The organism is Pseudomonas sp. ES4, from assembly GCF_050586665.1.
GTDB lineage: Bacteria > Pseudomonadota > Gammaproteobacteria > Pseudomonadales > Pseudomonadaceae > Aquipseudomonas > Aquipseudomonas frederiksbergensis.
This window is the reverse complement of record NZ_JBOBDO010000002.1, coordinates 145,853-169,191: the sequence shown is the minus strand read 5'-3', so window position 1 is coordinate 169,191 and position 23,339 is coordinate 145,853. Positions and strand designations below refer to the sequence as shown.

At 59.4% G+C, this 23,339-nt stretch carries 24 protein-coding genes and 1 pseudogene; 6 read left to right on the top strand and 19 right to left on the bottom strand.

All coding sequences use genetic code 11. The annotated features are described in order from the left end of the window. Window positions 1-9: 9 nt before the first annotated feature. The 4 genes from ACQ4OB_RS02930 to ribBA all read right to left on the bottom strand — a co-directional run bounded on the left by ACQ4OB_RS02930 (window position 10) and on the right by ribBA (window position 4,211). The gene (locus ACQ4OB_RS02930; RefSeq protein WP_074877303.1) at window positions 10-819 is read right to left on the bottom strand and encodes an ABC transporter permease; all 810 of its coding nucleotides are present in this window, start codon (window positions 817-819) and stop codon (window positions 10-12) included. A 6-nt stretch (window positions 820-825) separates the two neighbouring features. After that, on the bottom strand, window positions 826-1,770 hold the full coding sequence (locus tag ACQ4OB_RS02925; RefSeq protein ID WP_430955187.1) for an ABC transporter permease: 945 nt from the start codon (window positions 1,768-1,770) through the stop codon (window positions 826-828). Then, window positions 1,767-2,792: an ABC transporter substrate-binding protein gene (locus ACQ4OB_RS02920; RefSeq protein WP_074877300.1), complete on the bottom strand. Its 1,026-nt coding sequence runs from the start codon at window positions 2,790-2,792 to the stop codon at window positions 1,767-1,769. The genes ACQ4OB_RS02925 and ACQ4OB_RS02920 overlap by 4 nt, the downstream gene beginning before the upstream one ends. A 309-nt stretch (window positions 2,793-3,101) precedes the next feature. Next, complete coding sequence (gene ribBA / locus ACQ4OB_RS02915) at window positions 3,102-4,211, bottom strand: bifunctional 3,4-dihydroxy-2-butanone-4-phosphate synthase/GTP cyclohydrolase II (protein ID WP_430955091.1); 1,110 nt, start codon at window positions 4,209-4,211, stop codon at window positions 3,102-3,104. A 71-nt stretch (window positions 4,212-4,282) separates the two neighbouring features. Here ribBA and ACQ4OB_RS02910 point away from each other — a divergent pair, with 71 nt between their 5' ends. Further along, a complete protein-coding gene (locus ACQ4OB_RS02910) occupies window positions 4,283-4,576 on the top strand; it encodes a DUF1330 domain-containing protein (protein ID WP_074877294.1) in 294 nt (97 codons plus the stop codon). A 6-nt stretch (window positions 4,577-4,582) separates the two neighbouring features. On the opposite strand, the gene ACQ4OB_RS02905 is transcribed toward ACQ4OB_RS02910, so the two are convergent. From ACQ4OB_RS02905 to ACQ4OB_RS02870, 8 genes are all read right to left on the bottom strand, one after another. Next, on the bottom strand, window positions 4,583-5,146 hold the full coding sequence (locus ACQ4OB_RS02905) for an NUDIX hydrolase (RefSeq protein ID WP_074877293.1): 564 nt from the start codon (window positions 5,144-5,146) through the stop codon (window positions 4,583-4,585). A 2-nt stretch (window positions 5,147-5,148) separates the two neighbouring features. After that, a complete protein-coding gene (locus ACQ4OB_RS02900) occupies window positions 5,149-5,901 on the bottom strand; it encodes a GntR family transcriptional regulator (protein WP_074877291.1) in 753 nt (250 codons plus the stop codon). 87 nt (window positions 5,902-5,988) lie between these two features. After that, on the bottom strand, window positions 5,989-6,390 hold the full coding sequence (locus ACQ4OB_RS02895) for a carboxymuconolactone decarboxylase family protein (protein ID WP_430955090.1): 402 nt from the start codon (window positions 6,388-6,390) through the stop codon (window positions 5,989-5,991). Further along, window positions 6,387-7,862, bottom strand: coding sequence for an NAD-dependent succinate-semialdehyde dehydrogenase (locus ACQ4OB_RS02890; RefSeq protein ID WP_074877288.1), 1,476 nt, complete (start codon window positions 7,860-7,862; stop codon window positions 6,387-6,389). The genes ACQ4OB_RS02895 and ACQ4OB_RS02890 overlap by 4 nt, the downstream gene beginning before the upstream one ends. 144 nt (window positions 7,863-8,006) lie before the next feature. After that, window positions 8,007-8,492, bottom strand: coding sequence for a flavin reductase family protein (locus ACQ4OB_RS02885; protein ID WP_074877285.1), 486 nt, complete (start codon window positions 8,490-8,492; stop codon window positions 8,007-8,009). A gap of 12 nt (window positions 8,493-8,504) precedes the next feature. Further along, the gene (locus ACQ4OB_RS02880; RefSeq protein WP_102615829.1) at window positions 8,505-9,986 is read right to left on the bottom strand and encodes an aldehyde dehydrogenase; all 1,482 of its coding nucleotides are present in this window, start codon (window positions 9,984-9,986) and stop codon (window positions 8,505-8,507) included. Further along, window positions 9,983-10,816, bottom strand: a complete 834-nt coding sequence (locus ACQ4OB_RS02875; protein ID WP_074877281.1) for an alpha/beta fold hydrolase — start codon at window positions 10,814-10,816, stop codon at window positions 9,983-9,985. The genes ACQ4OB_RS02880 and ACQ4OB_RS02875 overlap by 4 nt, the downstream gene beginning before the upstream one ends. A gap of 43 nt (window positions 10,817-10,859) precedes the next feature. Further along, complete coding sequence (locus tag ACQ4OB_RS02870; RefSeq protein WP_003182108.1) at window positions 10,860-11,450, bottom strand: amino acid synthesis family protein; 591 nt, start codon at window positions 11,448-11,450, stop codon at window positions 10,860-10,862. 194 nt (window positions 11,451-11,644) lie between these two features. Here ACQ4OB_RS02870 and ACQ4OB_RS02865 point away from each other — a divergent pair. Next, a pseudogene (locus tag ACQ4OB_RS02865) lies at window positions 11,645-11,836 on the top strand (hypothetical protein); the annotation flags it as partial. An 88-nt stretch (window positions 11,837-11,924) separates the two neighbouring features. Here the strand turns inward: ACQ4OB_RS02865 and ACQ4OB_RS02860 are convergent. Beyond that, a complete protein-coding gene (locus tag ACQ4OB_RS02860; RefSeq protein WP_074877279.1) occupies window positions 11,925-12,542 on the bottom strand; it encodes a LysE family translocator in 618 nt (205 codons plus the stop codon). Between the two features lie 65 nt (window positions 12,543-12,607). On the opposite strand from ACQ4OB_RS02860, the gene ACQ4OB_RS02855 reads away from it, so the two are divergent. Beyond that, the gene (locus ACQ4OB_RS02855; protein ID WP_430955089.1) at window positions 12,608-13,525 is read left to right on the top strand and encodes a LysR family transcriptional regulator; all 918 of its coding nucleotides are present in this window, start codon (window positions 12,608-12,610) and stop codon (window positions 13,523-13,525) included. Between the two features lie 118 nt (window positions 13,526-13,643). Here ACQ4OB_RS02855 and ACQ4OB_RS02850 read toward each other — a convergent pair whose 3' ends face one another. Genes ACQ4OB_RS02850 through ACQ4OB_RS02840 form a run of 3 tightly spaced genes read right to left on the bottom strand, consistent with a single transcriptional unit; the run spans window position 13,644 to window position 17,803 of the window. Continuing rightward, window positions 13,644-15,860: a DUF3604 domain-containing protein gene (locus tag ACQ4OB_RS02850; RefSeq protein ID WP_430955088.1), complete on the bottom strand. Its 2,217-nt coding sequence runs from the start codon at window positions 15,858-15,860 to the stop codon at window positions 13,644-13,646. A 39-nt stretch (window positions 15,861-15,899) separates the two neighbouring features. After that, window positions 15,900-16,895 carry a HupE/UreJ family protein gene (locus tag ACQ4OB_RS02845; RefSeq protein ID WP_074877273.1) on the bottom strand — a complete coding sequence of 332 codons (996 nt, stop codon included), beginning with the start codon at window positions 16,893-16,895 and terminating at the stop codon, window positions 15,900-15,902. Beyond that, window positions 16,895-17,803, bottom strand: coding sequence for a peptidyl-prolyl cis-trans isomerase (locus ACQ4OB_RS02840; protein ID WP_430955087.1), 909 nt, complete (start codon window positions 17,801-17,803; stop codon window positions 16,895-16,897). The genes ACQ4OB_RS02845 and ACQ4OB_RS02840 overlap by 1 nt, the downstream gene beginning before the upstream one ends. Before the next feature lie 178 nt (window positions 17,804-17,981). Here ACQ4OB_RS02840 and ACQ4OB_RS02835 point away from each other — a divergent pair, with 178 nt between their 5' ends. Next, entirely contained in the window at window positions 17,982-18,323 is a 342-nt protein-coding gene (locus ACQ4OB_RS02835; protein ID WP_235865012.1) for a hypothetical protein, read from the top strand. Window positions 18,324-18,448: 125 nt separating this feature from the next. Here the strand turns inward: ACQ4OB_RS02835 and ACQ4OB_RS02830 are convergent, their stop codons facing one another. Then, window positions 18,449-18,685, bottom strand: a complete 237-nt coding sequence (locus tag ACQ4OB_RS02830) for a hypothetical protein (RefSeq protein ID WP_074877267.1) — start codon at window positions 18,683-18,685, stop codon at window positions 18,449-18,451. A gap of 205 nt (window positions 18,686-18,890) precedes the next feature. Here ACQ4OB_RS02830 and ACQ4OB_RS02825 point away from each other — a divergent pair, with 205 nt between their 5' ends. After that, window positions 18,891-19,229: a hypothetical protein gene (locus ACQ4OB_RS02825; RefSeq protein ID WP_102615822.1), complete on the top strand. Its 339-nt coding sequence runs from the start codon at window positions 18,891-18,893 to the stop codon at window positions 19,227-19,229. A 137-nt stretch (window positions 19,230-19,366) separates the two neighbouring features. Here ACQ4OB_RS02825 and ACQ4OB_RS02820 read toward each other — a convergent pair whose 3' ends face one another. Continuing rightward, window positions 19,367-19,981, bottom strand: coding sequence for a TetR/AcrR family transcriptional regulator (locus ACQ4OB_RS02820; RefSeq protein WP_430955086.1), 615 nt, complete (start codon window positions 19,979-19,981; stop codon window positions 19,367-19,369). A gap of 127 nt (window positions 19,982-20,108) precedes the next feature. On the opposite strand from ACQ4OB_RS02820, the gene ACQ4OB_RS02815 reads away from it, so the two are divergent. Next, window positions 20,109-21,326, top strand: a complete 1,218-nt coding sequence (locus ACQ4OB_RS02815; RefSeq protein WP_430955085.1) for an MFS transporter — start codon at window positions 20,109-20,111, stop codon at window positions 21,324-21,326. 93 nt (window positions 21,327-21,419) lie between these two features. Here the strand turns inward: ACQ4OB_RS02815 and ACQ4OB_RS02810 are convergent, their stop codons facing one another. Continuing rightward, window positions 21,420-23,315, bottom strand: a complete 1,896-nt coding sequence (locus tag ACQ4OB_RS02810) for a sigma-54-dependent Fis family transcriptional regulator (protein WP_430955084.1) — start codon at window positions 23,313-23,315, stop codon at window positions 21,420-21,422. Window positions 23,316-23,339: the final 24 nt, after the last annotated feature.

Sequence of the window (23,339 nt, the reverse complement as noted above, 5' to 3'; positions counted from 1 at the left end):
CCTGTGCGCTCAGGCGCTGATTTGATTGCGCCGGCGAACGGCGGCGGCGATGACCATGACCAATACCGAGAGGCCGATCAGCAGCGTCGAAGCGACGGCGATCACGGGCGTCAGGTCCTGGCGCAGGGTGGTCCACATTTTCACGGGAAGGGTTTGCAGGGTCGGGCTGGCCATCATCACGCTCAGCACCACTTCATCCCACGACACCAGGAACGCGAACAGCGCACCGGCGACCATGCCCGGACGAATCGCCGGAAAGGTCACCTTGAACACCGCTTGCAGTCGCGAAGCGCCGCAGATCACCGCGGCATCCTCGATCGACTGATCGAACAGCTTCAGCGAGTTGATGATCGAGATGATGGTGAACGGCAACGCCACGATGACGTGGCTGACCACGAAAGCGAACATCGTCCCGGTGTAGCCGAGTTTGAGAAACAGCGCGTACACCGCCACGGCGATGATCACCAGCGGCACGATCATCGGCAGGGTGAACAGACCGTAGAGCATTTCCCGTCCCGGAAAGCGCCCGCGCACCAAGGCAAAAGCAGTTGGCAAACCCAGGGCGACAGCGCAGATCGTGGTCAGCACCGCTACCTTGAGGCTGGCCATGGCGGCGTTCATCCAATCGGGATTGGAGAAGAACTGGCCGTACCATTTCAGCGTCCAGCCCGGCGGTGGAAACACCAGCCACTGGGAGGAGCCGAAGGACAGCAGCACGATGAACACGATCGGCAACAGCAGGAACAGTGCGATCAAACCAGTCGTGAAATACAGGCCGAAACGCATGCGCCGGCTCATGGCATTGGGGGTCAGGAGCATGACGGTTTACCTCGCGTTGCTGGCACCAACCGGGGATTCCGGCTGGAGCTTCAGGTAGAAGTAGAACAACACCAGCGTGATCACGATCAGCAAGGCTGCGCCGGCGCTGGCCAGTCCCCAATTGAGGAACGACTGCACCTGCTGAATGATGAATTCGGGCAGCATCATGTTCTGCGCGCCGCCCAGCAGCGCCGGGGTCACGTAGTAACCGAGGGACATCACGAACACCATCAAGCCACCGGAGAACAGCCCTGGCCGGCACAGCGGCAGGAACACCCGGAAGAAGTTGGTCCAGGGGCTGGCGCCGCAAATCGAACCGGCCTGCAGAATCATCGGGTCGATGGCCTGCATGGTTGCCTGCAACGGCAGCACGATGAACGGGATCATGATGTAACTCATGCCGATCACCACGCCGGTCAGGTTGTGCACCATTTCCAGTGGTTGATCGATGATGCCCATGGCCATCAGCGCTTTGTTGATTACACCGGACGCCTGCAACAGCACCAGCCAGGAGTAGGTCCGCGCCAGCAGGCTGGTCCACATCGACAGCAGCACAATGTTGAGGACCCAGCGGCCCCAGCCACGAGGCACCAGCGTGATCGCCCAGGCCAGAGGAAAGCCCAACAGAAGGCTGAACAGGGTCACCAGCCCGGCCACCGAGAAGGTGTTGAGCAAGACCCGGGCGTAAGCCGAGTTGGCGAACAGTTGTTCGTAGTTACCCAGGCCCGGAACCGGCTCCAGTACGCCCCGCAGCAGCAGACCAATCAGCGGCGCCAGAAAGAACAGGCCGAGAAACAGCAGGGCGGGGATCAGGTTGCTTGAACCGCGCCAGCGCTGTGCCAGGGAAGGGGATTGGTTCATCACAGCCGCCTTGCCGGAAACCGTCCCGGTAGCGCCAGCTGCGCTCCCGGTCGGAGTAGGTTGACGGGACGCTGTTGCCGTCATTTTCATTTGACCAGCCATTCGTTCCACCGTGTCGCGATGGCCGGACCGTTTTTGGCCCAGTACGCGAAATCAAGAGTGATTTGATCCTTTGCGTAGGCAGTCGGCAGGTTGGGGGCGAGCACCTTATCCAGGCGCGCTACGCTGTCGACGTTGACCGGCGCATAGGCGGTCAGGTTGGAGAAGTCAGCTTGTCCTTTGGCGCTGCTGGCATGGGCCAAAAACTTCATGGCTGCGGCCTTGTTTTTCGAGCCTTTTGGGATGACCAGAATGTCGGCCATGACCAGGTTCTGTTTCCAGCTCACGCCCACCGGCGCGCCATCCTGTTGCAGGGCGTAGATGCGGCCGTTCCAGAACTGCCCCAGGCTCGCTTCACCCGAGGCCAGCAACTGCTGGGACTGCGCGCCGCCGCCCCACCAGACGATGTCTTTCTTGATGGTGTCGAGTTTCTTGAAGGCGCGATCCAGGTCCAGCGGATACAGCTTGTCGGCGGCAACGCCGTCGGCCAGCAAAGCCAGTTCGAGTACGCCGGGGCTTGGCCATTTGTAGAGGGCGCGTTTGCCGGGATAGGTCTTGGTGTCGAACAGCGCGGACCAATCCTGAGGTTTGCCGGCACCGAGCTTGCCTTCGTTGTAACCGAGGACGAAGGAGAAGTAGAACGAGCCGACGCCATGGTCAGAGACGAAACGCGGGTCGATTTTGTCGCGCTGGATCACCGAAAAATCGAGGGGTTCGAGCAAGCCTTCAGCCGCCGCGCGCAGGGCGAAATCAGCTTCGACGTCGACCACGTCCCATTGCACGTTGCCGCTTTCGACCATGGCTTTGAGTTTGCCGTAGTCGGTAGGACCATCCTGGACCACGGTGATGCCGCTGGCCTTGCTGAACGGATCGGCCCAGGCCTGCTTCTGTGCATCCTGGGTGCTGCCGCCCCAGCTGACGAAGTTGACGCTTTCAGCCGCCATCAGCGCCTGACTGGTCATGCTCAACAAACCCGCAAAAAGCATTGCGGTTACACCTTTGTTCAACACCATTTTTACGCCCTCATTTGTTGTGTTTGTGAGCGGGCTGTTGATGCCCGCCTATCGGGAGCAGTAGGTCCATCTGGTCGATTATGATCGTCCGGTCTATGGAATATCATATTATGGTATTCCAAACTTTGTGCAAGCACTTTGCCTTACCGGCTATCAGCCAAAAAGCGGTTTTTTGTGGTGGAGGGCTTGCCCTGTGGCGAGGGAGCCTGCTCCCGCTGGGCTGCGAAGCGGCCCCAAAAAATAGGACTGCTGCGCAGCTCCAACGGGAGCAAGCTCCCTCGCCACAAAAGCCCTCCGAAAGCTCCAGATTCATCCGGTGAACGGGATGCTCTCGACCACTTCCAGGTCGTAACCGGTCAAGCCTGCGTATTTCAGCGGTGGGCCGAGATGACGCAACTTGCCCACGCCCAGATCCTGCAGAATCTGCGCACCGGTCCCTACTTCAGAATAGATGCGCGATTGCGATCGGTTGAATTGCCGTGGCGGCTGTGTGAGTTGGGGCACGCGTTCCAGCAGCGCTTGCGATGACTCATGATTGGCCAGTACGACCACCACGCCGCAGCCTTCTTCAGCGATTCGTTGCAGCGCCGCCCACAATGTCCAGTTGGACGGGCCGTTGTATTCGGCGCCCACCAGGTCCCGCAGCGGGTCGATCACGTGCACCCGCACCAAGGTCGGTTCTTCCCGACGAATGTCCCCCATGACCATCGCCATGTGGACGCCACCTTCAATGCGATCCTCAAAGGTGATCAGCCGGAACGTCCCGTGCACCGTGGGCAATTCGCGTTCACCGATGCGCACCACGGTGTGCTCGGTGCTCAGGCGATAGTGGATCAGGTCGGCGATGGTGCCGATCTTGATTCCGTGCTTGCGCGCGAAGACTTCCAGGTCAGGGCGGCGGGCCATGGTGCCGTCGTCGTTCATTACCTCGACGATCACCGAGGCGGGAGTGAAGCCGGCCAGGCGCGCGAGGTCGCAACCGGCTTCGGTGTGGCCGGCGCGGGTCAGCACGCCGCCTTCCTTGGCGCGAAGCGGGAAGATATGGCCGGGCTGCACAATGTCCGTGGGACCTGCATTGGCAGCGACGGCGGCGCTAACGGTACGCGCCCGATCGGCGGCGGAAATACCGGTGGTCACGCCCACGGCGGCCTCGATGGATACAGTGAACGCGGTGCTGAACACACTGCCATTGCTCGGCACCATCTGCTCCAGACCGAGGCGCTGGCAGTGCGCGTCGGTCAGTGTCAGGCAGATCAGGCCCCGGGCTTCGCGGGCCATGAAGCTGATGGCCTCGGCGGTGCAACGGTCGGCGGCGAGCAGCAGATCGCCTTCGTTTTCCCGGTCCTCGTCATCGACCAGAAGCACCATCTTGCCCTGTCGGTAATCTTCGATGATTTCTTCGATGCTGTTGAAGGCCATGCTGGAACTCTCAGTGTTGGGTGGGTATATTTATTGGTATACCATAATACAAACTGAACCAAGAGGTCACTATGAAGGCGTACTGGATTGCTCACGTGGATGTCACCGACCCCGATCAATACAGCCAATACACCCAACGCGCCCCGGCGGCGTTCGCTTTATATGGCGGGAAGCTGTTGGCACGCGGCGGGCGCAGCGAAGCGATGGAAGGTCGGCCGACCCCACAACGCAGCGTGGTCATCGAGTTCGATTCTTACGAGCAGGCGCTGGCCTGTTATCACAGTGAGCAATATCAAGAGGCGAAACGGCACCGCGCGGGCGTGGCCCGGGCCGAGGTGATCATTGTCGAGGGCGTGGCGCCCTAGGAGATGTCAGCGGATGAAGTGGATCTTGCCGGTATCGTCATTGCCGATGTAGATGCCGTAAACCCCGGCCTGGCGTTCCTCGATATAGCGTTCGAGGATCTGCCGGATCGCCGGGTAATAGATGCTGTCCCAAGGAATGTCCTCGGGCGCGAAGAATTTGTAGTCCAGGGTTTCCGGGCCGTATTGGCCGGTGATCTCCAGCGCGATGGCGCGGAAGATGATGTACACCTCGCTGATCTTCGGCACGCTGAAGATCGAGTAGGGCGAGAGAATTTCCGCGCGCACGCCGCTCTCTTCCCAGACTTCGCGCAGCGCCGCCTGCTCGGTGGTCTCGCCGCCTTCCATGAAACCCGCCGGCAGCGTCCAGGTACCGGGACGCGGCGGGATCGCGCGTTGGCACAGCAGGTACTTGCCGTCTTGCTCGATGATGCAGCCGGCGATGATTTTCGGATTGACGTAATGGATATAGCCGCAGCCGCGGCACATCAGGCGCTCGTGCGTATCGCCCGGTGGCAGCTGGTGACCGAGGTCACCGCCACCGCACTTTGGACAAAAGCTCGGGCTGAACATGGTTAGCGACCTATGCGAGGTTCTTTGAGCGCGATGGGCAGGGTGATCTCGGGGATTTTTCCGGTCTCTTCCTGTTTGCGCTTGAGGTAATCGAGTGCAACGGTTGCGGCGGCGCGGACGTGGTCGACGCAAGCCTGGTGGGCGGCCAGAGGGTCGCCGCTCTTGATCGCTTCGACCATGCGTTCCATTTCCTGATTGCTCGCGCCACGGCGATTTTCCTGGGACACCGACGTCGCCCGCAGGTAGCTGATCCGTGCCTGCAACTGACGCAACTGCGTGGCCGCCACATGATTGCCGGAGCCTTCGAGCAGGACGTCGTAGAAACCCTGAACCGAATCGATCACCTGTTGCAGTTCACCTTCCTTGAGGGCCTTGCGGTTTTCCTCGAGGGCTTTTTCCAGGGCCTTGATGTCCTTGGCCTTGGCACGCAGGGTGAACAACTGGACGATCAGGCCTTCGAGCACACAACGCAGTTCGTAGATATCGACGGCATCGGCCAGGGTAATGATCGCGACACTGGGCCCTTTGGCGTCGGCGAATTCCACCAGGCCTTCGGATTCCAGGTGACGCAAGGCTTCGCGTACGGACGTGCGGCTGACGCCCAGGCGATCGCACAGATCGCGTTCGACCAGACGATCTCCCGGCAAAAGCTGGAAATTCATGATGGCGCTTCGCAGCTTATCCAGCACGATTTCGCGCAGGGTAACGGGGTTGCGATTGACCTTGAAGCTGTCGTCGAGTGGCAGGCGTTTCATGGGGTCCGCTCTGAGTGTGGCTGTCCATGCAAAAAGAGCACTTCGATCCAGGATCATCGTGCTCAGGTCATCAAAAACAGCCAAGGGTTAACTGGAGGCCTCGGCATCGGCATCGGCTTCGGCTTCGGCGAAGGCTTCACGGGCGAGCCGGAAACTGTCTACGGCAGCGGGGACACCGCAATAAATACCGACTTGAAGCAAAATTTCGCGTATTTGTTCACGACTCAGCCCGTTACGCAAGGCACCGCGTACATGCAGCTTGAGTTCGTGAGGCCGGTTGAGGGCCGAAATCATTGCCAAGTTTATCATGCTGCGTTCTTTAAGCGACAAGCCCTCACGGCCCCAGACGTGGCCCCAGCAGTACTCGGTGACCATCTCCTGAAGAGGCCGGGTGAAGTCGTCGGCGTTTTCGATGGAGCGGTTCACGTAGGCTTCGCCCAGCACCTGGGTGCGGATTTTCAGGCCTTTTTCGTACTTTTCATTGCTCATCGCGGTGTGCTCCCAAAATCGTCAAGCCCGCCCATCAAGGTGTACTTGAGCTCCAGATAATCTTCGATGCCGTACTTGGATCCTTCACGACCGAGACCCGAGGATTTGATCCCGCCAAAGGGCGCGACTTCAGTGGAAATCAGCCCTTCGTTGATCCCGACCATGCCGTATTCCAGCGCTTCACTCATGCGCCAGGCGCGCCCCAGATCGCGGGTGTAGCAGTAAGCCGCAAGGCCGAACTCGGTGTCGTTGGCCAACTGCACAGCTTCGGCTTCGGTGTCGAAGCGGAACACGGCAGCCAGCGGGCCGAAGGTTTCTTCTTGAGCGACTTTCATGTCACCGGTCACGCCGGCCAGCACGGTTGGCTGGAAGAAGCCGTGTCCCAGCGCATGGCGTTCGCCGCCGCAAAGCAGTCGGGCGCCTTGGAAGAGGGCGTCCTGAACGTGGTCTTCGACTTTGGCCACCGCGCGTTCGTTAATCAGCGGACCTTGAGTGACACCTGCCTCGAAGCCACTGCCGACGTTCAGTTGCGCCACGCGCTCGGCCAGTCGCGTGGCAAAAGCATCATGAATGCCGCTCTGCACCAGGAAGCGATTGGCACAGACACAGGTTTGCCCGGCATTGCGAAACTTGGCGATCAGCGCACCTTCTACGGCACGCTCCAGATCAGCATCGTCGAACACGATGAAGGGCGCGTTGCCTCCCAGTTCCAGTGAGACTTTTTTCAGCGTTGGTGCGCACTGCGCCATCAGCAACTTGCCTATGGCGGTGGAACCGGTGAACGACAGTTTGCGCACCAGCGGGCTGGCGGTCAGCTCGCCACCGATGGCCACGGCGTCGCCGGTGATCACATTGAAAATGCCCGGTGGAATCCCGGCCTGTTCCGCCAACGCGGCCATGGCCAGCGCCGAAAACGGGGTTTCCGGTGCCGGTTTGACGATGCACGGGCAACCGGCCGCCAGCGCCGGGCCGGCCTTGCGGGTGATCATCGCCGCCGGAAAATTCCACGGGGTGATGGCCGCAACCACGCCGATCGGTTCCTTGCTGACCACAATGCGTGCATCGCCTTTGTGGCTGGGAATGGTGTCGCCGTAGATGCGCTTGGCTTCTTCGGCGAACCACTCGATGAAACTCGCCGCGTAGAGGATTTCGCCCTTGGCTTCGGCCAGTGGCTTGCCTTGTTCGAGGGTGAGGATTTCTGCCAGCGCATCGGCATTTTCAATCATCAGCGCGTGCCAGCGTTTCAGCGTCTGGCTGCGTTCCTTGGCGGTCAGAGCACGCCAGGTCGGCCAGGCTTTGTTGGCGGCGGCGATGGCTTGACGAGCTTCTGCGGCGCCAAGGTTCGGCACTTGGCCGATCTTTTCGCCGGTGGCCGGGTTGAAAATGTCCTGACAGGCGCCATCGGGCGCATCCAGCCATTGGCCGTCGATGTAGGCTTGCTGGCGGAACAGTTGCGAGGTTGCTGGGTTCATGCCGGCTCCCAAGAAAGTCGAGGCGCTCTATGTGGGAGTGAGCCTGCTCGCGATAGCGGTGTGTCACTCACATTGATGTTGAATGTGCTGCCGTCATCGCGAGCAGGCTCGCTCCCACATGGACCTGCGCCCTGAAGATAAACATCAGGCCAGGGTGGGCAGCGGGCCCAGCTTGCCTTTGTGATAGATCATCGGCGTGACCGGTTGCTCGGGCAGAATCAGGTTCTTCACCGCGCCGACAATGATCGCGTGATCGCCGCCGTCGTATTCACGCCACAGTTCGCACTCGATGATCGCCGTGGCTTTGCGCAACAGCGGGTTGCCCAGCTCGCTGAGGTGCCAGTCGATGCCTTTGGCCTTGTCCTTGCCTTTGCCCGCAAACGCATACGCTTCGGCAGTCTGGTCGGCCGATAGCAGGTGAATCGCGAACTGCTTGCTGTCACGCAGGATCGGGTACGTGTCCGAGGCGTAGTTGGGGCAGAACAGCACCAGTGCCGGATCAATCGACAGCGCACTGAAGGCGCTGGCGGTGATGCCGACGATGCCACCGTCCGGGTCCAGGGTGGTGACCACCGTGACCCCGGATGGGAACGAGCTCATGACGTCTTTGTAAATGCCGGGTTCGATCATGTCGGCGGTCTCCTAGCGCATCACGAAGGGGTCAGGCATGGGTGCCTGAGAGAGGTTGATCCACACCGTTTTCAGTTCGGTATAGGCCAGCACCGAATCGATGCCGCTCTCGCGTCCATAGCCGCTGTTCTTGAAGCCGCCGATCGGCGCCATAGCCGAGACGGCTCGGTAGGTATTGACCCAGATAATCCCCGAGCGCACGTCCCGGGCCAGGCGATGGGCACGGCCCAAATCACGAGTCCAGATACCGGCGGCGAGGCCGAACTGCGAGTCGTTGGCAATCGCCAGGGCTTCGGCTTCATCTTTGAAACGGATGACCGAGGCCACCGGACCGAAGACTTCTTCCTGCATGATCTTCATGGAGTTGCGGTCGCATTCGAACAGGGTCGGCTCGTAGAACCAGCCATCGCCCAGATTTTGCGGACGCTTGCCGCCCAGGCGCAGGCGCGCACCTTCGGCGATGGCATCGGCGACCAGGCCTTCGACCACAGCCAGTTGCTGTGCGGTGGCCATGGGGCCCATTTCGCTGCTGTCTTCCTGCGGGTTACCGATGCGGATGCGCTTGGCACGTTCGACCAGACGATCGACGAACTCATCGTAGATTTCGTCCTGCACCAACAACCGCGAGCCGGAAACGCAGCTCTGGCCTGATGCTGCATAGATCCCGGCAATCGCACCGTTGATCGCGCTGTCGAGGTCGGCATCGGCAAAGATAATGTTGGGTGATTTGCCGCCCAGTTCCAGCGACAACTTGGCGAAGTTTTCAGCGCTGCTACGCACCACATGCCGGGCAGTGGCAGCACCGCCGGTGAAGGCGATTTTGCGCACCAGCGGATGGCGGGTGAGGGCGGCGCCGGTGCTTGGGCCGTAGCCGGTAACGACGTTGACCACGCCCGGCGGGATGCCGGCTTCCAGCGCCAGACGGGCCAGTTCGAGAATGGTGGCGGAGGCGTGCTCCGACGGTTTGATCACGATGGTGTTGCCCGCCGCCAGGGCCGGGGCAAGTTTGATCGCGGTCAGGTACAGCGGGCTGTTCCAGGGAATGATCGCGGCGACCACGCCCATGGCTTCGTGCACGGTGTAGGCAAACAGGTCCGGCTTGTCGAGGGGCAGGGTGCCGCCTTCGAGTTTGTCCGCCAGGCCTGCGGTGTAGTGGAAGAACTCCGGCAAGTAGCTGACCTGACCACGGGTTTCGCGAATCAGCTTGCCGTTGTCGCGGCTTTCCAGCTGCGCAAGATGCTCCTTGTTTTCAGCGATCAGGTCACCGAGGCGGCGCAACAGTTTGCCGCGAGCGGTGGCGGTCAGACCGCGCCAGGCCGGGCTGTCGAAAGCCGTCTGCGCAGCCTGCACGGCGCGCTCGACATCGGCTTCGTCGGCATCGGGTAATTCAGCCCAGGCTTGAGCCAGGGCGGGGTTCAAACTTTCAAAAGTCTTGCCGGAGAGGGCATCGACCCATTCACCGCCGATGCACATCTGGAAGCGTGCGAGTGTCATGCAACGATCCCCTTTATTTGATTTTGTCGGGAGTGCACCGTGTCGAGAAACTCCAGCAGCAGCTGGTTGACCAGGCGCGGTGATTCTACGGGCATCATATGCCGCTGCTCGGCGAGCACGGCAACTGTCGCGCCGGGAATGCGTGCGGCCAATTGCTCGGCCATTTCCGGTGTGGAGCCCGGGTCCAGTTCACCGGTGGCGATCAGCGTCGGCACTTGGATGCAGCCCAGATCGTCAGCGCGGTACATGTCCTGGGTCGCAAACAGCTCATAGGTGGTCAGGTATCCCTGCGGGTCATTGTCTGCCAGGGTTTGGCGCAAGGCCGCAATCTGCGCCGGGTTGGCCGCCTGATACTCACGGCTGAACCAGCGCGACAGGGCGGCTTCGGCGTTGGCGTCCGGTCCGTGCTCGGCGGCTTGAGCAGTGCGGGCGATAACGCCGGCACGCTGTTCGGGGCTGCGATTGAACACGCTGTTGAGCACCACCAGGCCTTGCAGGCGTTGCGGGTAATGCAAGGCAAAAGCCCGTGCCACCAGCCCGCCCATGGAAAAGCCGATCACCGTCGCCTGAGGCAGTTGCAGGTGGTCGAGCAGTTCAAGCAACTGGTCGGCATAGCCGAGCAGGGGCGTGCCGCTTTCCGGGCGCGGGCTGGCGCCATGACCCAGCATGTCGTAGGCAATCACACGGTACTTCGTGGCCAGGCCAACGACCTGGCCGCCCCACATTTCTTTGTTCAGGCCCACGCCGTGGATCAAAACCACGGGCTGGCCTTGGCCGGTCGCCAGGTAACTGGTGCCAGCCGGGGTGCGTTCAGCGGTGAGCCGAATCATGGAGCGCTCCTGCATGCCTTTTTGTTGTTCTTACCGACCTTGATTACTGGGCGTTTTCAGCGGCCAGCTCTTCGAGATCGATGTAACGGTTGCCGATACGTGGGTGCAGGCGGCCGCCATCGGCGCAACCCAGAACCACGACGATTTCATCGGCGCGCGGCGCGTCTTCGATCTGCATTTCCAGGGTGATGTAGTGCGAACGCAGGCCTTCGTCGTCCTTGTGCATCATCGGGATCTGAATCGAGGTGCCCGGGCCGCCGCGCTTGTTGGTGAAGCTCAGGTAACTCTTGGCTTTCACCGCTTCGCGGTAATGGTTGCCGAAGCGCAGGGTATGGATCACGGCGGAGGCGTGCTCGATTTCACCGTCGGCGCCCACTACGGCGGCCTTGCCATAAGCCTCGATCTTCTCGGCGCCGCCGATGATGCCCACCAGGCGCTCGACCATCAGCGCACCGAGGTCAGAGCAGTTGGCGCGAATTTCCGGCTTCAGGTCTTCGACAAAGCCGCGACCCAACCAAGGGTTTTTCATCACCACGGCCAGCCCGACCATGGTCACAGGCTTGTCCGTAGCCTTGCCGCCTTCGATAAAGGTTTCTTCGACATAGCTGACGATCTTGCGAATTTCGAAACTCATGGGCTGCTCCGTTGGGGATAAGAGTGTCTGTGCGTATGATGGTATACCATAATATCGGAAGCACAAGTCCTTGAAATGAGTTTCTGGTTCAAAGGCGATAAAAGGGAGGGAGGTATTGCCCGTTGCCCGGAGTACTGCCGGTCACACTGGCTAAAATTAACCTGCGAGATGCTCGCGCTCTGCGTGATGTTGCTTGGGCGCCATACCCGGTGGCCTTTCGGGTTATGGGCGCGGAGCGGACAGGGTTGCGCGCTATTGCCGCGCAGGTGCGCGAGGTCTTGGCGGCTAGTCCCATGATGAGAACCCTGCCAGCGATGTACTCCCTCTGGTTCAAGATCAGAGCTGAGTCTGCAAGTGATGTGGATGCGCGTACTCAATCCGCATGAGCAATGCCAGCCTGGGCCATTGGAGTGTCGCGTGACGGCCGTCGATAACAATCACATCCCGCCATCCCTGCGCAAAGGCCCATTCAACTCAAGCTGAACGCTGAGCGATTGTCAGTAATATTGCGAAGCTCACGAGTAGGCCGCCAAAAATCCGGTCAATCCATTGTCGTGCGGCCATCAATTTCTCGCGCACCCTCCCGGCTGAGAAGCACAGCGCGATGAGGCTGAACCACACCGCGTGCGCCCCAGCGATGAACAGTCCATATGCAATTTGCACTGTCAAGGCGGTGTCCGGCCGTACTACACCAATGAACACACTAACGATGAAGATCGATGTTTTAGGATTCAACGCGTTCGTGAGAAATCCCGTACGCAGAGCTGCCAGATCTGACATGGCGGGTGGCGGTGCGTCTAGCTGTTCAATAGCCGGCTTGGAACGAAGCATTTTGATGCCTAGGTAGACGAGATACGCCGCTCCAGCCAGCTTCAGCGCATTGAACAACCAAGGCGTTTGTTGAAGCACTAACCCTAGTCCGAGCAGCGTATAGCACACGTGGACAAGCACCCCCATACCAATTCCCACCGCTGTGAGGACGCCTGCTCGTCGAGACAATAGCAATCCGTTGCGGCAAACCATGGCGAAATCCGGTCCTGGACTGATGCATGCAAGTATTGTAATGGTGATTACGGCTATCCATTCGCTCATGCTGTACCCTTCGAATTGTGGTGATAGAGAGCGATATTTACAGATCATTTACCTTGGTACTAACGATGATTTCTGAAGGAAATAGTGACTACGATTCACTAATTTCTAAGGCTCGCATGCCTTCTCTACTTGCGTTGCGTTGCTTCGAATCAGCCGCACGGTTCGAAAACTTCGCCCGAGCGGCTGACGAACTGCATCTGACCCCGGGTGCCATTAGCCGCGCAGTGCGCTTGCTTGAAGAGGATTTGGGCGTTGACCTGTTCGAGCGGCGTAGCCGAAGGGTTTTTTTGACGGATGCCGGAAGACACCTGGCGAAAGCGGTTAGTGAAGGGCTTGGGTTGATGAACCAGGCAGTTGGCGAGATACGCACCGATGCCCGTCGTGCTCGTCAGCTTGTCCTGTCCTGTGAGCCAACGCTTTTAATGCGATGGTTGATCCCTCGTTGGAGCGACTTCAAAACACATCATCGAGGGTTAGAAATCCATTTAGTGGCTGGCGGCGGCATCTTTTCATTCGACCATGGCATAGATTTGGCCATTCGACGGGACGATTTTCCTCGCCCCCCCGGATATCATGCCGAGACTCTATTCACAGAGAAGGTCGGCCCTGTATGCAGGCCAGAAAAGGCAGATCAGTGGTTCGGCAAAAGCAGGAAAGGTCTGCGCTCTTCGGCCCCATTGCTTCAGACAACTAGCCGGCCTACCGCTTGGCAGGAGTGGGCTGGCGCAAAAGGACTGCCCATTCCTGAGATGGACATGCAATCTTTTGAGCACTTTTATTTCAGCATCCAGGCGGCTGTCGCAGGCCTCGGAGTAGCCATTGGCCCGTGGCACTTGGTGCGCGACGATATCCAGAGCGGTGTGTTGGCCGCGCCATTGGGATTTGTTGAAGACGGCTCCCGCTACTGCCTGTTATCTCCCACAGCTCCTAAGCCAGGCAGCCTGGAAATGGATTTACTTAAATGGCTGCAGGCAATGGGCTGAGGCTTGTCGATCTTCAGTTGCATCCACTGCGGACCAGTAGTTCCTGTGGGCAACAACTGCCATTGCTCGTCAATCGGCCAGCATCGATGAATGCAGCGCATCGATGCTGGCCTCGACACTACTTGACCACCTCGACCTCATAATTCGCATAGCCAAACTCGTTGCTGCGAGCCGCCACGTATTTGCCGTTTTGCTCGAACACCGTGGCCTCGAAGGGCGTGCCGCCGAGTGTTGTCAGCAGATGGCCGTCCTTGATTTCATACTTGGCCGGAACGCCAAACTGGCCGGCATGCAGCATGTTCAGGTATTCCCCTTGTGCAGGCGGCTTGCCGTCGACGCTGGTGACCAGACGTTGGCCGTCGGTGCCATAGACGATCTCAAACGTCTGGCCGGTGACGGTATTGCGCACCTTGATGGTTTTGCCCACCACGTAGGTTTGCAGTTGCTCGTTGGTGAGTGCTTTGGCCCCTTCGGTTTTCAGTTGATCGATGGTTTTACCGCCGGCGATGGACTTGCTGTCCTCAGCATTCGGCGTGTACCAGATCGGTGAGGTCCAGGCGCGTTCCTGGACGGTGGCCGAGACATCCGCCGGCGGCGGTACTTGCAGCTTGGCCGCGTCATAGGTGCTCCAGCGCGGTGTCGGGATCTGTAGCACGCGGGCGTAGTAGAACGCGTGCTGCGCCGGATCGAAATCCGGATCGACCCAGACTTTTTTCAGCTCGGTGGCACCAATGGTGTTGGTGTAAGTCGCCTTGGAAACGTCAACTGTCGAGCCCACCGACGGTACGTTGCCGGTCGCCTGGTCCGGTTGGCGATCACCGGACCAGACGACGTCATAGATCTTCTCGAAGGTCTGGCCGTTTTTGGTCCAGCCCTTGATGATCTGGATGCGGTCGAGGTTGCCGTCGTCTGCATCCTTGACCGCCCACACTACAAAGGACGGCGCCGCTTTACCCGGTTTTGCCGGCAAGTCGCCGCCCATGGGCACGCCCTTGGCGTAAGCGGTTTGAACCCAGTCTTTTTCGTTCCAGACACTGCTGTCGAAACCCCAGCCACCAAACAGGCGCACGGGGATGCGCACGCCGCTGGTGCCATAGACTTCCTTGCGTTTCATGGCATCGAAGATCGATTCACGGGTGTTTTCCTCCGCCCAGACACCGGCCAATCCCGACGTGCTGGTTTGCAAGGCCACCATGCCGGAGTTTTCCTTGCCGGAAATACGCGCCGCCGGGGTGCTGTCGGTAAACCCGTGGGAGCCGAAGTTGTTGCTCTGCGAATAGGGAATCACCCCGTTGTGCGAGTCGCTGGCACCGACCACGCCCATTTTGTAGGGGTTGTATCCGCGGGCTTCCTGCAAGGCCATGCCGTTCTGCCAGGCTTGCCTGATGTAACTGCCATTGAGTTTCGACGTGCTGTTGTCGATACCAAGCAGGAAACTCATGATTTCATAATTGGCAAATTCGTCGGTTGGCGACAGTTCGGGGTGGGTTTCGGAGGTGCCCTTGACCTGATGAATTTCGGTGAGGGATTCATTGCGCATCCGCGTTTCGGCCCAGGCGGCATCGATGGGGCGACCACGATCATCAACATCCACCGGAAACATCAGGCCGTTGCTGAGGTTGCCGTTGTGGGAGATCGCCAGCACCTCATTGCCCTTTTTGCGTTGATCGTCCATCCAGCCCCACAAATCCTCCGGTTTGTCCGAGTCGAGGGCCGTGAAGGGCAGGTCCGGCACCTTCTTCGAATCGCGGAAAAATATATTGCGGTGCATGTTTTGATTGTTCGGTGCCGAGGTCCATTCATAGGCGACGAACGTGGTGAACTTGCCGGGCTTGTAGTACTTGTCGGCGATGGCGATGTTCTGCTGCCAGATGTTGCCGGCCACCTTCGGATCAATCAGCTCCTTGATCGGGTGGCTCAAGCTGCCGGCGATCCATTTGAACACTCGGTTGAAATCTTCCGGGGTCTTGGCAATCAGCTTTTGCGCGATGGGCTGCTTGCTGAAGTCCGATTTCGGATCATTGGCCAGGGCGATCACGCCCACGTATTCCGAGTGGTCGGTCACGCCATGGAAATCCAGCGGTCTGCCTTTGAGCTGCACTTCAACCCCCATCGGATGCCTGACCGGCATCCCAAGTGAGTATTGATACGTCTGCTCGGGATCGACCTGATGGTTGCCGATCAGGTAGGCATCAATCGACCAGGAGGTATGCGAGTGCGTCTGGCCAAAGTAAACCTCGCGATCAGGGATTCCCTCTGCCAAGGCTAGTGTGCTGAAAGCAAGCACGGCGCTACTTAACAGTGACGGCACGATGATGGGTGTATGGGGTTTCATATTCCACCTCTTGGGAATACGGCAGTGATAGGGGGCAACTCAGGTCCAGAAACTCCAAACTCTCTCGAAAAACCAGAAGGCAGCCAGCGTGCCCAACCCGTAGGACGCAACCGGTTGGGCATACAGAAGCGCGGACCGTGGCAATCGACAATGCAGCAACAGTGCGCGAAGGCTCAGCGCGGCGGCGACAAACATCAGTTGGCCGATCTCGACGCCGACGTTGAAGGTGAACAGCGCCAAAGGCAGGTCGTGCCGGGGCAAGCCGATTTGCGCCAGCGCCCCCGCAAAACCAAAGCCGTGCAACAGACCAAAAAAGAACGCCACGACCCAGGGCCATTGAATGGTGAAGCTGGTTTCACCACGATTCTTGCGGGCGATTTCCACCGCTAGCAACAGAATGCTCAGTGCAATCGTCGCTTCCACAGGCGGGCCGGGAAGCCGCACTGCGCCCAGTGCAGCAAGCACCAGCGTGATGGAGTGGGCGAGGGTAAACGCGGTGATGGTCTTCACCAGCATCCACCCGTTACTCACCAGCAGCAGAAGGCCGAAGACGAACAACAGGTGATCGACCCCCCCGAGGATGTGCTGGATGCCATGGACCAGAAACGCACCGGCCACCGAGAGCATTCCCGGCGTGCCAGTGATGTCTATCCAGGGTTGTGCGGGGTGGACGAGGGTGGTCGTCAGGCTGCCGTCCAGGCGCGAGACACGCACCAGCACATCGGTGATGCTCGCTTGCAGGCCGATAAATTCAATGCGTTGCCCAACCAGTCCCGTGGGACCCGCATCAATGATTCGGCGCTCGATCAGTGAATCGTTCAGTTCGCTTTCAACCGGCTCAACGACAGTGCGCACACCGTCGGCAAACTTCAGCGCAATCGGCAAGCGCATGCCTGAAAGCACCGGGGTGCGCCACATGACGTCATAGCGCCCGGTGGTCGTTTCGTTGATTTCCAGGTAAGCAGGGCGGGACTCATGGGCCATGGCCGTCAGCCCCATGAACCAGAGCAACAACAGCCAGACCATGTGTTTCATCACGGCCGCTCCGTTTGAGCAGCGACAATCCCGCTGGTGGACGTCGGCATCATCACCACGACGTCATAGCGTGCTTTCAGTGCATCGAAACTCGCGCGTTTCGATGCGCTGCGTTGCTCGGACAACCAATCGGACTTGAGCTGCCGGGCCACGGTTTCGAAGGGCGGTGGTGGTGGTTTGGCCAGCGAATCAATCCACACCAGGTGCCAGCCAAAACCGGACTCCACAGGGCCTACCCAACTTCCGGGTGTTTGCTTGAACAATGAAATGGCAAATTTTGAACCAAAGACCCGCGCCACCTGATCCTGGGATTGTTCTGAGTAGGTGTTTTTAAACATGAAGGCATCGCCTTCTCCACTGTTCTGATCAGTCAGGCCACTTAACGCGGCCTGAGCCTGCGTTTGTGCATCAGCACCGCGTTTGTCCGGGGCGAAAAATAAATGACGGAAAGTCGCCAATGGCGGCAGGGCATACGCGTCCTGACGCTGGTTATACCAAGCCTCAAGTTCACCGGGTGCAGGCTCGCGAAGTGACGCGACATCTTCGGCGAGGAAATCCATCTTTTGCGCCAGTCGGCGGCGAATGATGGTGTCGTCTTTATCCAGGCCAAGTTTCAGCGCTTCGCGATAGAGGATTTCCTCTTTCACATAGTCATCGATCAGGCCCTGCAACTGTTGCTCCGATGCCGGTCTTTGCCATCGCGCCAGCCACGAGATCGCGATACGTTGGACAACTTCAGGCGTGATTTCGATGCGTTGGGGATTTTGATCGACGGTGGAACGGTGCAAACCTTCGTACAACACAAAGAGTGCAAAACCGGCGATTAAAAAGTGCAGTAATGGCTGGCGAAGGCATCGTTTGAATGACGAAAGTCGAGATGCTTTAAGTTCGGAGACGGTTAAGTTCATGACTTATTGCCCCACGCTATACTCGGATAGTTTCTAAGCAGAGTGGAGTATTGCTGCTGGATTGGAACTTTCCACCAAGGTTAATCACGATAGGCACTAAGCGTTAGTCGCAATCGGATTAACCTGTTCACCGGGTAGTGCAGTTACGTGGCTGCGCAGCCCGGACTGGAGCGTCCGTATGATGAAAGGACTGCTGGTTTTCGCCGCGATTATCGAGGCCGCCACTGGCGTGGGGCTGTTGTTTGTCCCGTCTCTGGTCGGGCATCTGCTGCTTGGCATCGAACTGACCGGTGTCATCGTCCGCGTGGCCGGCATTGCCCTCATTGCCCTGGCAGTCACCTGCTGGCCAGGCCCTCCCATGCTCGGCATGTTGATCTATAACGCAGCCGTTGCGTTGTATCTCACCTACGTTGGCTTCTCCGGTGACGCGAGCGGGATTCTCTTGTGGCCAGTGGTTATCTTGCATGCAGTGATGACGGTACTTTTGATACGAGCAATGACGAGGCAGGTCACGCATTGAGCGCCGTCATTATCGACGCCATCGTTTTCGCCTGCCTGTTCGCTGCCGCGCTGATAAGAATGCTGCTGCACATGCGATTGCCGATTCATCCCCTGGATGTCGAGTCCAAAGAGCGCGTGCAGAGGCTAAAGCCACGTATTCACCACTCGTCTATCCAGCTCCTCCCAATCCGCCATGCCCAATACACGTGTAGTGTTCAACCCGCGCAAATAGCCGCGTAACTGATTGGCGGTGGCCTGTACAAGCTCCCGGTCGGGCGCTTTTTCGCACAACAGTACGGTTTCGTATTGGGTCAGGTACTCGGCCACCCGGTCTCGGAAATCGGGCAAAACGGCGTCGCGTATCAGGTCAAATGTTCTCAAGGAGAGATCCTCATCAATCTTTCTGGTTGTGATTGAGTGTGCATCCGTCGGTACGGCGCGCAACTATTGCTAGAAGTAATAGTGAACATTACGAAACGCAAGTTCTGCTTTCTCGGCAGCAGGCGGAAAATCGCCTCCATGACGACGTTCGTGACGAAGTCCCGTTGCTTGTTGTACCGAACCTTTTATTTTCAGGATGAGACCGATGCGCCCTTTATTCGCGCCCGCCATGGTGTTTGCCGCTTTGCTCGCCGGTTGTGCCTCCACGCCGAACGATCCGACCCTGACCTTGCAGACCAGCAAGACCCCGGCCCAATACGCCGACTGCGTCGTGCCGAAATTGCAGGGCAGTGCGTTGAACCCGACTGTCTCGCAGACCCAGCGCAGCTACCGGATCGTCGTGCCGAGCAAAGTCTCGGCGGATAACGTGCTGGAAGCCTACAAGACCGGGAACGGCGGCAAGGTGTTCATCTACGAACGGCATTTGCTGGCCTCGAACTTCCTGCCTTCAAGTTTTGAACGCGCCGCGCAGGATTGCATCTGATCCTGGCCCGTAAACGCTTCTCACCGTGCTCCTTTGGTTGGCCGCAACCAACCAGTTTTTGCCCCGCACCGCATTCGGTGGCGGGGCTTTTTTTCGTCTGCTGTGTCGTATTGATGATGGTTTACATCTGCTGGCTTCTAGCAGGAGGCTGCAATGTCCCACGTCAACATTATCTGGGTAATGGCCGCATCAATGACCTCATGCGGCGTGTTATCACGAGCGAGGATGGAAATGCCCTGCAAGAAACTGTCGAACACCGCAGCCATCGCGGGCGCGTGAGTATTGCCCGGCAACTGACCGGCACTGACTCCCCGCTCGACACACGCCAAAATCCCCGCGTGCGTCCGGGCGCGAGATTGGGTCAGGGCATCGACCACCCGAGCATTCTCCGGGCTGGGTGCGCTCATCACACCGAGGGTCACCATGCAGCCCTTGGGATGACTGTCCTCACATTGCATGCGCGCCGACTGGCGTAGCGCAGTCTCGATGGCCTGGTGCGGCGGCAGACTCTCGTCCCACAGACATTCGGTGACCTGAGCGAAGGTCGCCAGGTAACGCTGCACACACTCATCAAACAACGCTTCCTTGGAACCGAACGCTGCGTAAAAACTTGGCGCGGAAATCCCGCTGCCCAGTCCGGCTTTCAACTGTGCGAGCGAGGTCGCGTCGTAGCCGTGTTGCCAAAACAAATGCATGGCCTGTTCCACAGCGTGGTCGCGGTCGAAGGTGCGGGGGCGGCCCATTTGCGCCATTTCAAGGCTCCTCTGGATGACGAGATAAATACTAGTCGATACATAAGTCGTTGACAACGGACACGGGCAGCCCTCAACATTTGTATCGATCAGTATTTAAATCTGAATCCTCACTCAGGAGCCTCCCATGACACCCTCAATTACATTATCGGCAGCGCCCGACCGCCTGCCCATCGGTGCGTTGCTCGCGCTGGCCATGACCGGCTTCATCTGCATCGTCACCGAAACATTGCCCGCCGGCCTGTTGCCGCTGATCAGCGAAGGCCTGGCAATTTCCCCTTCGATGGCTGGCCAGATGGTCACCGCTTATGCGTTGGGCTCGGTGCTGGCGGTCATCCCCATGACCATCGCCACCCGCGGCTGGCGCCGCCGTAATGTGCTGTTGCTGACTATCGTCGGTTTCTTGCTGTTCAACTCCATCACCGCGTTGTCATCGCACTACGGCGTGATCCTGGTGGCGCGCTTTTTTGCCGGCGTCGCGGCTGGCCTGGCCTGGAGCCTGCTGGCCGGCTACGCCAGGCGTATGGTCGCGCCCCATCAACAAGGCAAGGCGCTAGCGCTGGCCATGGTCGGCACACCGATTGCCCTTTCACTGGGTGTACCACTCGGCACCTGGCTGGGCGCTCTCGTAGGTTGGCGCACCACTTTCGGCATCATGTCCGTCCTCACACTGGTGCTGATCGCCTGGGTACTGGTGAAAGTCCCGGACTACCCACCTCAAGCCGCCAGCCAGCGCATGTCATTGCGTACCGTGATGACCACGCCAGGCGTGCGACCCGTGCTGGCAGTGGTCATCAGCTGGATGCTGGCGCACAACATTCTCTACACCTACATCGCACCCTTCGTGGCACCGGCGGGGTTGGCGGATCGGGTGGAGGTGGTGTTGTTGGTGTTTGGTATTGCGGCGTTGGTGGGGATTTGGCTGACTGCCAAAAGGGTTGAGGTATCGTTGCGCAAAACGGTGTTGGTGAGCCTGGCAGCGTTTGCGGCGGTGTGTGTAATGTTTGGCCTTTTGGGCCGCGTGCCGGAGATGATCTATGTCGGCGCAGCGGTTTGGGGGGTGAGCTTCGGCGGAGCGGCGACGTTGCTGCAAACGGCGCTGGCGGATGCCGCGGGGGATGGGGCAGATGTGGCGTTGTCGCTGAATGTAGTGGCCTGGAATAGTGCGATTGCCGCGAGTGGTGTCGTGGGCGGAGTGTTGTTGGACAGGTGGGGCGCCGCCTCTTTTCCATGGGCAATGGTGGTGTTGGTCGGGGTGGGGTTCGTGATTGTCTGGGGGGCTCGGGTTCATGGCTTCAAATCGGGCGCGCGTGCGGCTGGAAGGCCTGTTGTTGCGGGGCACTGAACCATAAAAAAGGGTTGAAAAGAAGGCTTTGGAAATCGCTAGAAGAACGCACAAAAAACGTTAGTTAATCGTTCTTTCTGCTGGCTTTCAGGCTCATTCAACCTGGCTTCTACCCGGCATCTCTATACCGTGCTGATGCACCCGCCGATACAGCGTTGCCCGAGAGATGCCCAAAGCCTTGGCGGCGGCGGTGGGTTTCCAGCGATGACGCACCAGGGCATCGAGCAGTGCTTGGCGTTCGGGGCTCGCGCCGCAATCGTTGGTGTCGCTGAAACTTGGGCCGTTAAGCCTGTGGCCTTGCAGTTGCTCGGGCAAATGACTGACCTGAATCAGGTTTGAATCGCACACCGCACAGGCATAACGCAGCACGTGGCGTAACTGGCGAACGTTACCTGGCCAGCGGTAGCCAAGCAGGCATTCCAGCGCCGCGCCTCCCAGGTGCATGGGGTCTGCGCAAAGCGTCGATTCCTCATCGAGAATCCTGTTGATCAGCGCCAAGCGGTCACTGCGTTCGCGCAGCGGCGGTAACTGGAAGCGGGCTCCACTCAAACGAAAGTACAGGTCTTCGCGAAATTCGCCCGCGGCGACCAGTGCTTCCAGATTGCGGTGACTGGCGCAGATGACCTGAAGGTCTATCGCTTTGCTCCGTGAAGCGCCCAGTGGTGCCACTTCACCTTCGGCCAGAACCCGCAGCAGGCGGGTTTGCAAGGGCAGGGGCATGTCGCCGATTTCATCGAGAAACAGCGTGCCGCCGTCGGCCTGCTCCAGCAGACCTTGCATGCCCTTGCTCGAGGCACCCGTGAAGGCACCGGCGACATAGCCAAATAATTCGCTTTCGATCAGGTTCTCCGGGATCGCCGCGCAGTTCACTGCAACGAACGGACGCTCACGGCGCTGGCTGGCCTGATGTAACTGACGGGCGAAGACTTCTTTGCCGGAGCCGGTCTCGCCCTGGATCAGCACCGGCAGGTTGCGGTCTTTGACCCGCACTGCAAGGCGCAGGCTTTCTTCCAGTCGCGGATCGAGCTCGGCGGGGGTCAATACCGAGCGCGATGGGTTGCGTTTCACCCGACGTGGCCCGCGGAGCCGTCCGTGCAGCGCAGGGTGGCCACCTTGGCCGTGAAGCACGCAGAGCGACTCGTCGCTGGCCCGATGCAACAACTGCTGATCGAACACCTGGCCGATGTGTTCCGGCAGTTGGCCAAAGCTTTGCAGCAGCAGCTGCCTTGCTGCCGGGTTCAGTGCCTGCAAACGGCCGTCATCATCCCAGGCGAGCAAGTAATCGGGTTGGCTGTCGACGTAGCCGGGGCTGTTGTGGGCTCGCAGCACCCAGTAACCCTGGGCGCTGTTCATGAAAAACGCCTGTTCGATTTCCCGTGCGCTTTGCACCACCATCTGCCGGATCAAATGTTGGGAGCGGCGGTCGTCCGGGGAACTCACTGCGGACACGTCGAGCACTCCGAGCAATTCGCCTCGCGGGTCGAAGACCGGCGCGGCCGAGCAGGTAAGGCCGATGAACGCGGCGCGAAAGTGATCGCGTTTGTGCACCGTGATCGGTGTTCTCGCTGTCAGCACCGCAGCCACGCCACAGGTGCCTTCTTCGCCTTCTGACCAGCAAGTGCCCAAGTACAGGCCGGCTTTACGGCAGTCATTGCGGATGGAGGTTTCCACGCGATAGTCGATGGTCTGACCCTGGGCATCGGTCAGCAGCACGCAGTAGTTAGCGTCACGCACGCGACCGTGGAGGCGGGCGACTTCTTCGCTGGCAATGCGCAAGAACAACTCGGAACGCTCGCGGCATTCCTGCAGCACGTTCTGCGAAAGGATCCGTGGCCCTTGCAATGAGCCAGGGTCCAGATGGTGTTGCTCCATGGAGCGGCGCCAGGAGTCGAGTATCAAGCCCGGCACAGGCAACTGCGGCAGGTGTTCGGCATTTTTCAAAACACGGCTGACGCAATCCACATGCGCCTTCGAGTGTGCGGAAAGCATTAAGGCCTCCGGTTCCATCTTCTT

Bases quoted from the DNA above. Each gene is read 5' to 3' on its own strand.
- ACQ4OB_RS02930 (WP_074877303.1), bottom strand. From the start codon at position 819: ATGCTCCTGACCCCCAATGCCATGAGCCGGCGCATGCGTTTCGGCCTG.
- ACQ4OB_RS02925 (WP_430955187.1), bottom strand. From the start codon at position 1,770: ATGAAAATGACGGCAACAGCGTCCCGTCAACCTACTCCGACCGGGAGC.
- ACQ4OB_RS02920 (WP_074877300.1), bottom strand. From the start codon at position 2,792: ATGGTGTTGAACAAAGGTGTAACCGCAATGCTTTTTGCGGGTTTGTTG.
- ribBA (WP_430955091.1), bottom strand. From the start codon at position 4,211: ATGGCCTTCAACAGCATCGAAGAAATCATCGAAGATTACCGACAGGGC.
- ACQ4OB_RS02910 (WP_074877294.1), top strand. From the start codon at position 4,283: ATGAAGGCGTACTGGATTGCTCACGTGGATGTCACCGACCCCGATCAA.
- ACQ4OB_RS02905 (WP_074877293.1), bottom strand. From the start codon at position 5,146: ATGTTCAGCCCGAGCTTTTGTCCAAAGTGCGGTGGCGGTGACCTCGGT.
- ACQ4OB_RS02900 (WP_074877291.1), bottom strand. From the start codon at position 5,901: ATGAAACGCCTGCCACTCGACGACAGCTTCAAGGTCAATCGCAACCCC.
- ACQ4OB_RS02895 (WP_430955090.1), bottom strand. From the start codon at position 6,390: ATGAGCAATGAAAAGTACGAAAAAGGCCTGAAAATCCGCACCCAGGTG.
- ACQ4OB_RS02890 (WP_074877288.1), bottom strand. From the start codon at position 7,862: ATGAACCCAGCAACCTCGCAACTGTTCCGCCAGCAAGCCTACATCGAC.
- ACQ4OB_RS02885 (WP_074877285.1), bottom strand. From the start codon at position 8,492: ATGATCGAACCCGGCATTTACAAAGACGTCATGAGCTCGTTCCCATCC.
- ACQ4OB_RS02880 (WP_102615829.1), bottom strand. From the start codon at position 9,986: ATGACACTCGCACGCTTCCAGATGTGCATCGGCGGTGAATGGGTCGAT.
- ACQ4OB_RS02875 (WP_074877281.1), bottom strand. From the start codon at position 10,816: ATGATTCGGCTCACCGCTGAACGCACCCCGGCTGGCACCAGTTACCTG.
- ACQ4OB_RS02870 (WP_003182108.1), bottom strand. From the start codon at position 11,450: ATGAGTTTCGAAATTCGCAAGATCGTCAGCTATGTCGAAGAAACCTTT.
- ACQ4OB_RS02860 (WP_074877279.1), bottom strand. From the start codon at position 12,542: ATGAGCGAATGGATAGCCGTAATCACCATTACAATACTTGCATGCATC.
- ACQ4OB_RS02855 (WP_430955089.1), top strand. From the start codon at position 12,608: ATGATTTCTGAAGGAAATAGTGACTACGATTCACTAATTTCTAAGGCT.
- ACQ4OB_RS02850 (WP_430955088.1), bottom strand. From the start codon at position 15,860: ATGAAACCCCATACACCCATCATCGTGCCGTCACTGTTAAGTAGCGCC.
- ACQ4OB_RS02845 (WP_074877273.1), bottom strand. From the start codon at position 16,895: ATGAAACACATGGTCTGGCTGTTGTTGCTCTGGTTCATGGGGCTGACG.
- ACQ4OB_RS02840 (WP_430955087.1), bottom strand. From the start codon at position 17,803: ATGAACTTAACCGTCTCCGAACTTAAAGCATCTCGACTTTCGTCATTC.
- ACQ4OB_RS02835 (WP_235865012.1), top strand. From the start codon at position 17,982: ATGATGAAAGGACTGCTGGTTTTCGCCGCGATTATCGAGGCCGCCACT.
- ACQ4OB_RS02825 (WP_102615822.1), top strand. From the start codon at position 18,891: ATGCGCCCTTTATTCGCGCCCGCCATGGTGTTTGCCGCTTTGCTCGCC.
- ACQ4OB_RS02820 (WP_430955086.1), bottom strand. From the start codon at position 19,981: ATGGCGCAAATGGGCCGCCCCCGCACCTTCGACCGCGACCACGCTGTG.
- ACQ4OB_RS02815 (WP_430955085.1), top strand. From the start codon at position 20,109: ATGACACCCTCAATTACATTATCGGCAGCGCCCGACCGCCTGCCCATC.
- ACQ4OB_RS02810 (WP_430955084.1), bottom strand. From the start codon at position 23,315: ATGCTTTCCGCACACTCGAAGGCGCATGTGGATTGCGTCAGCCGTGTT.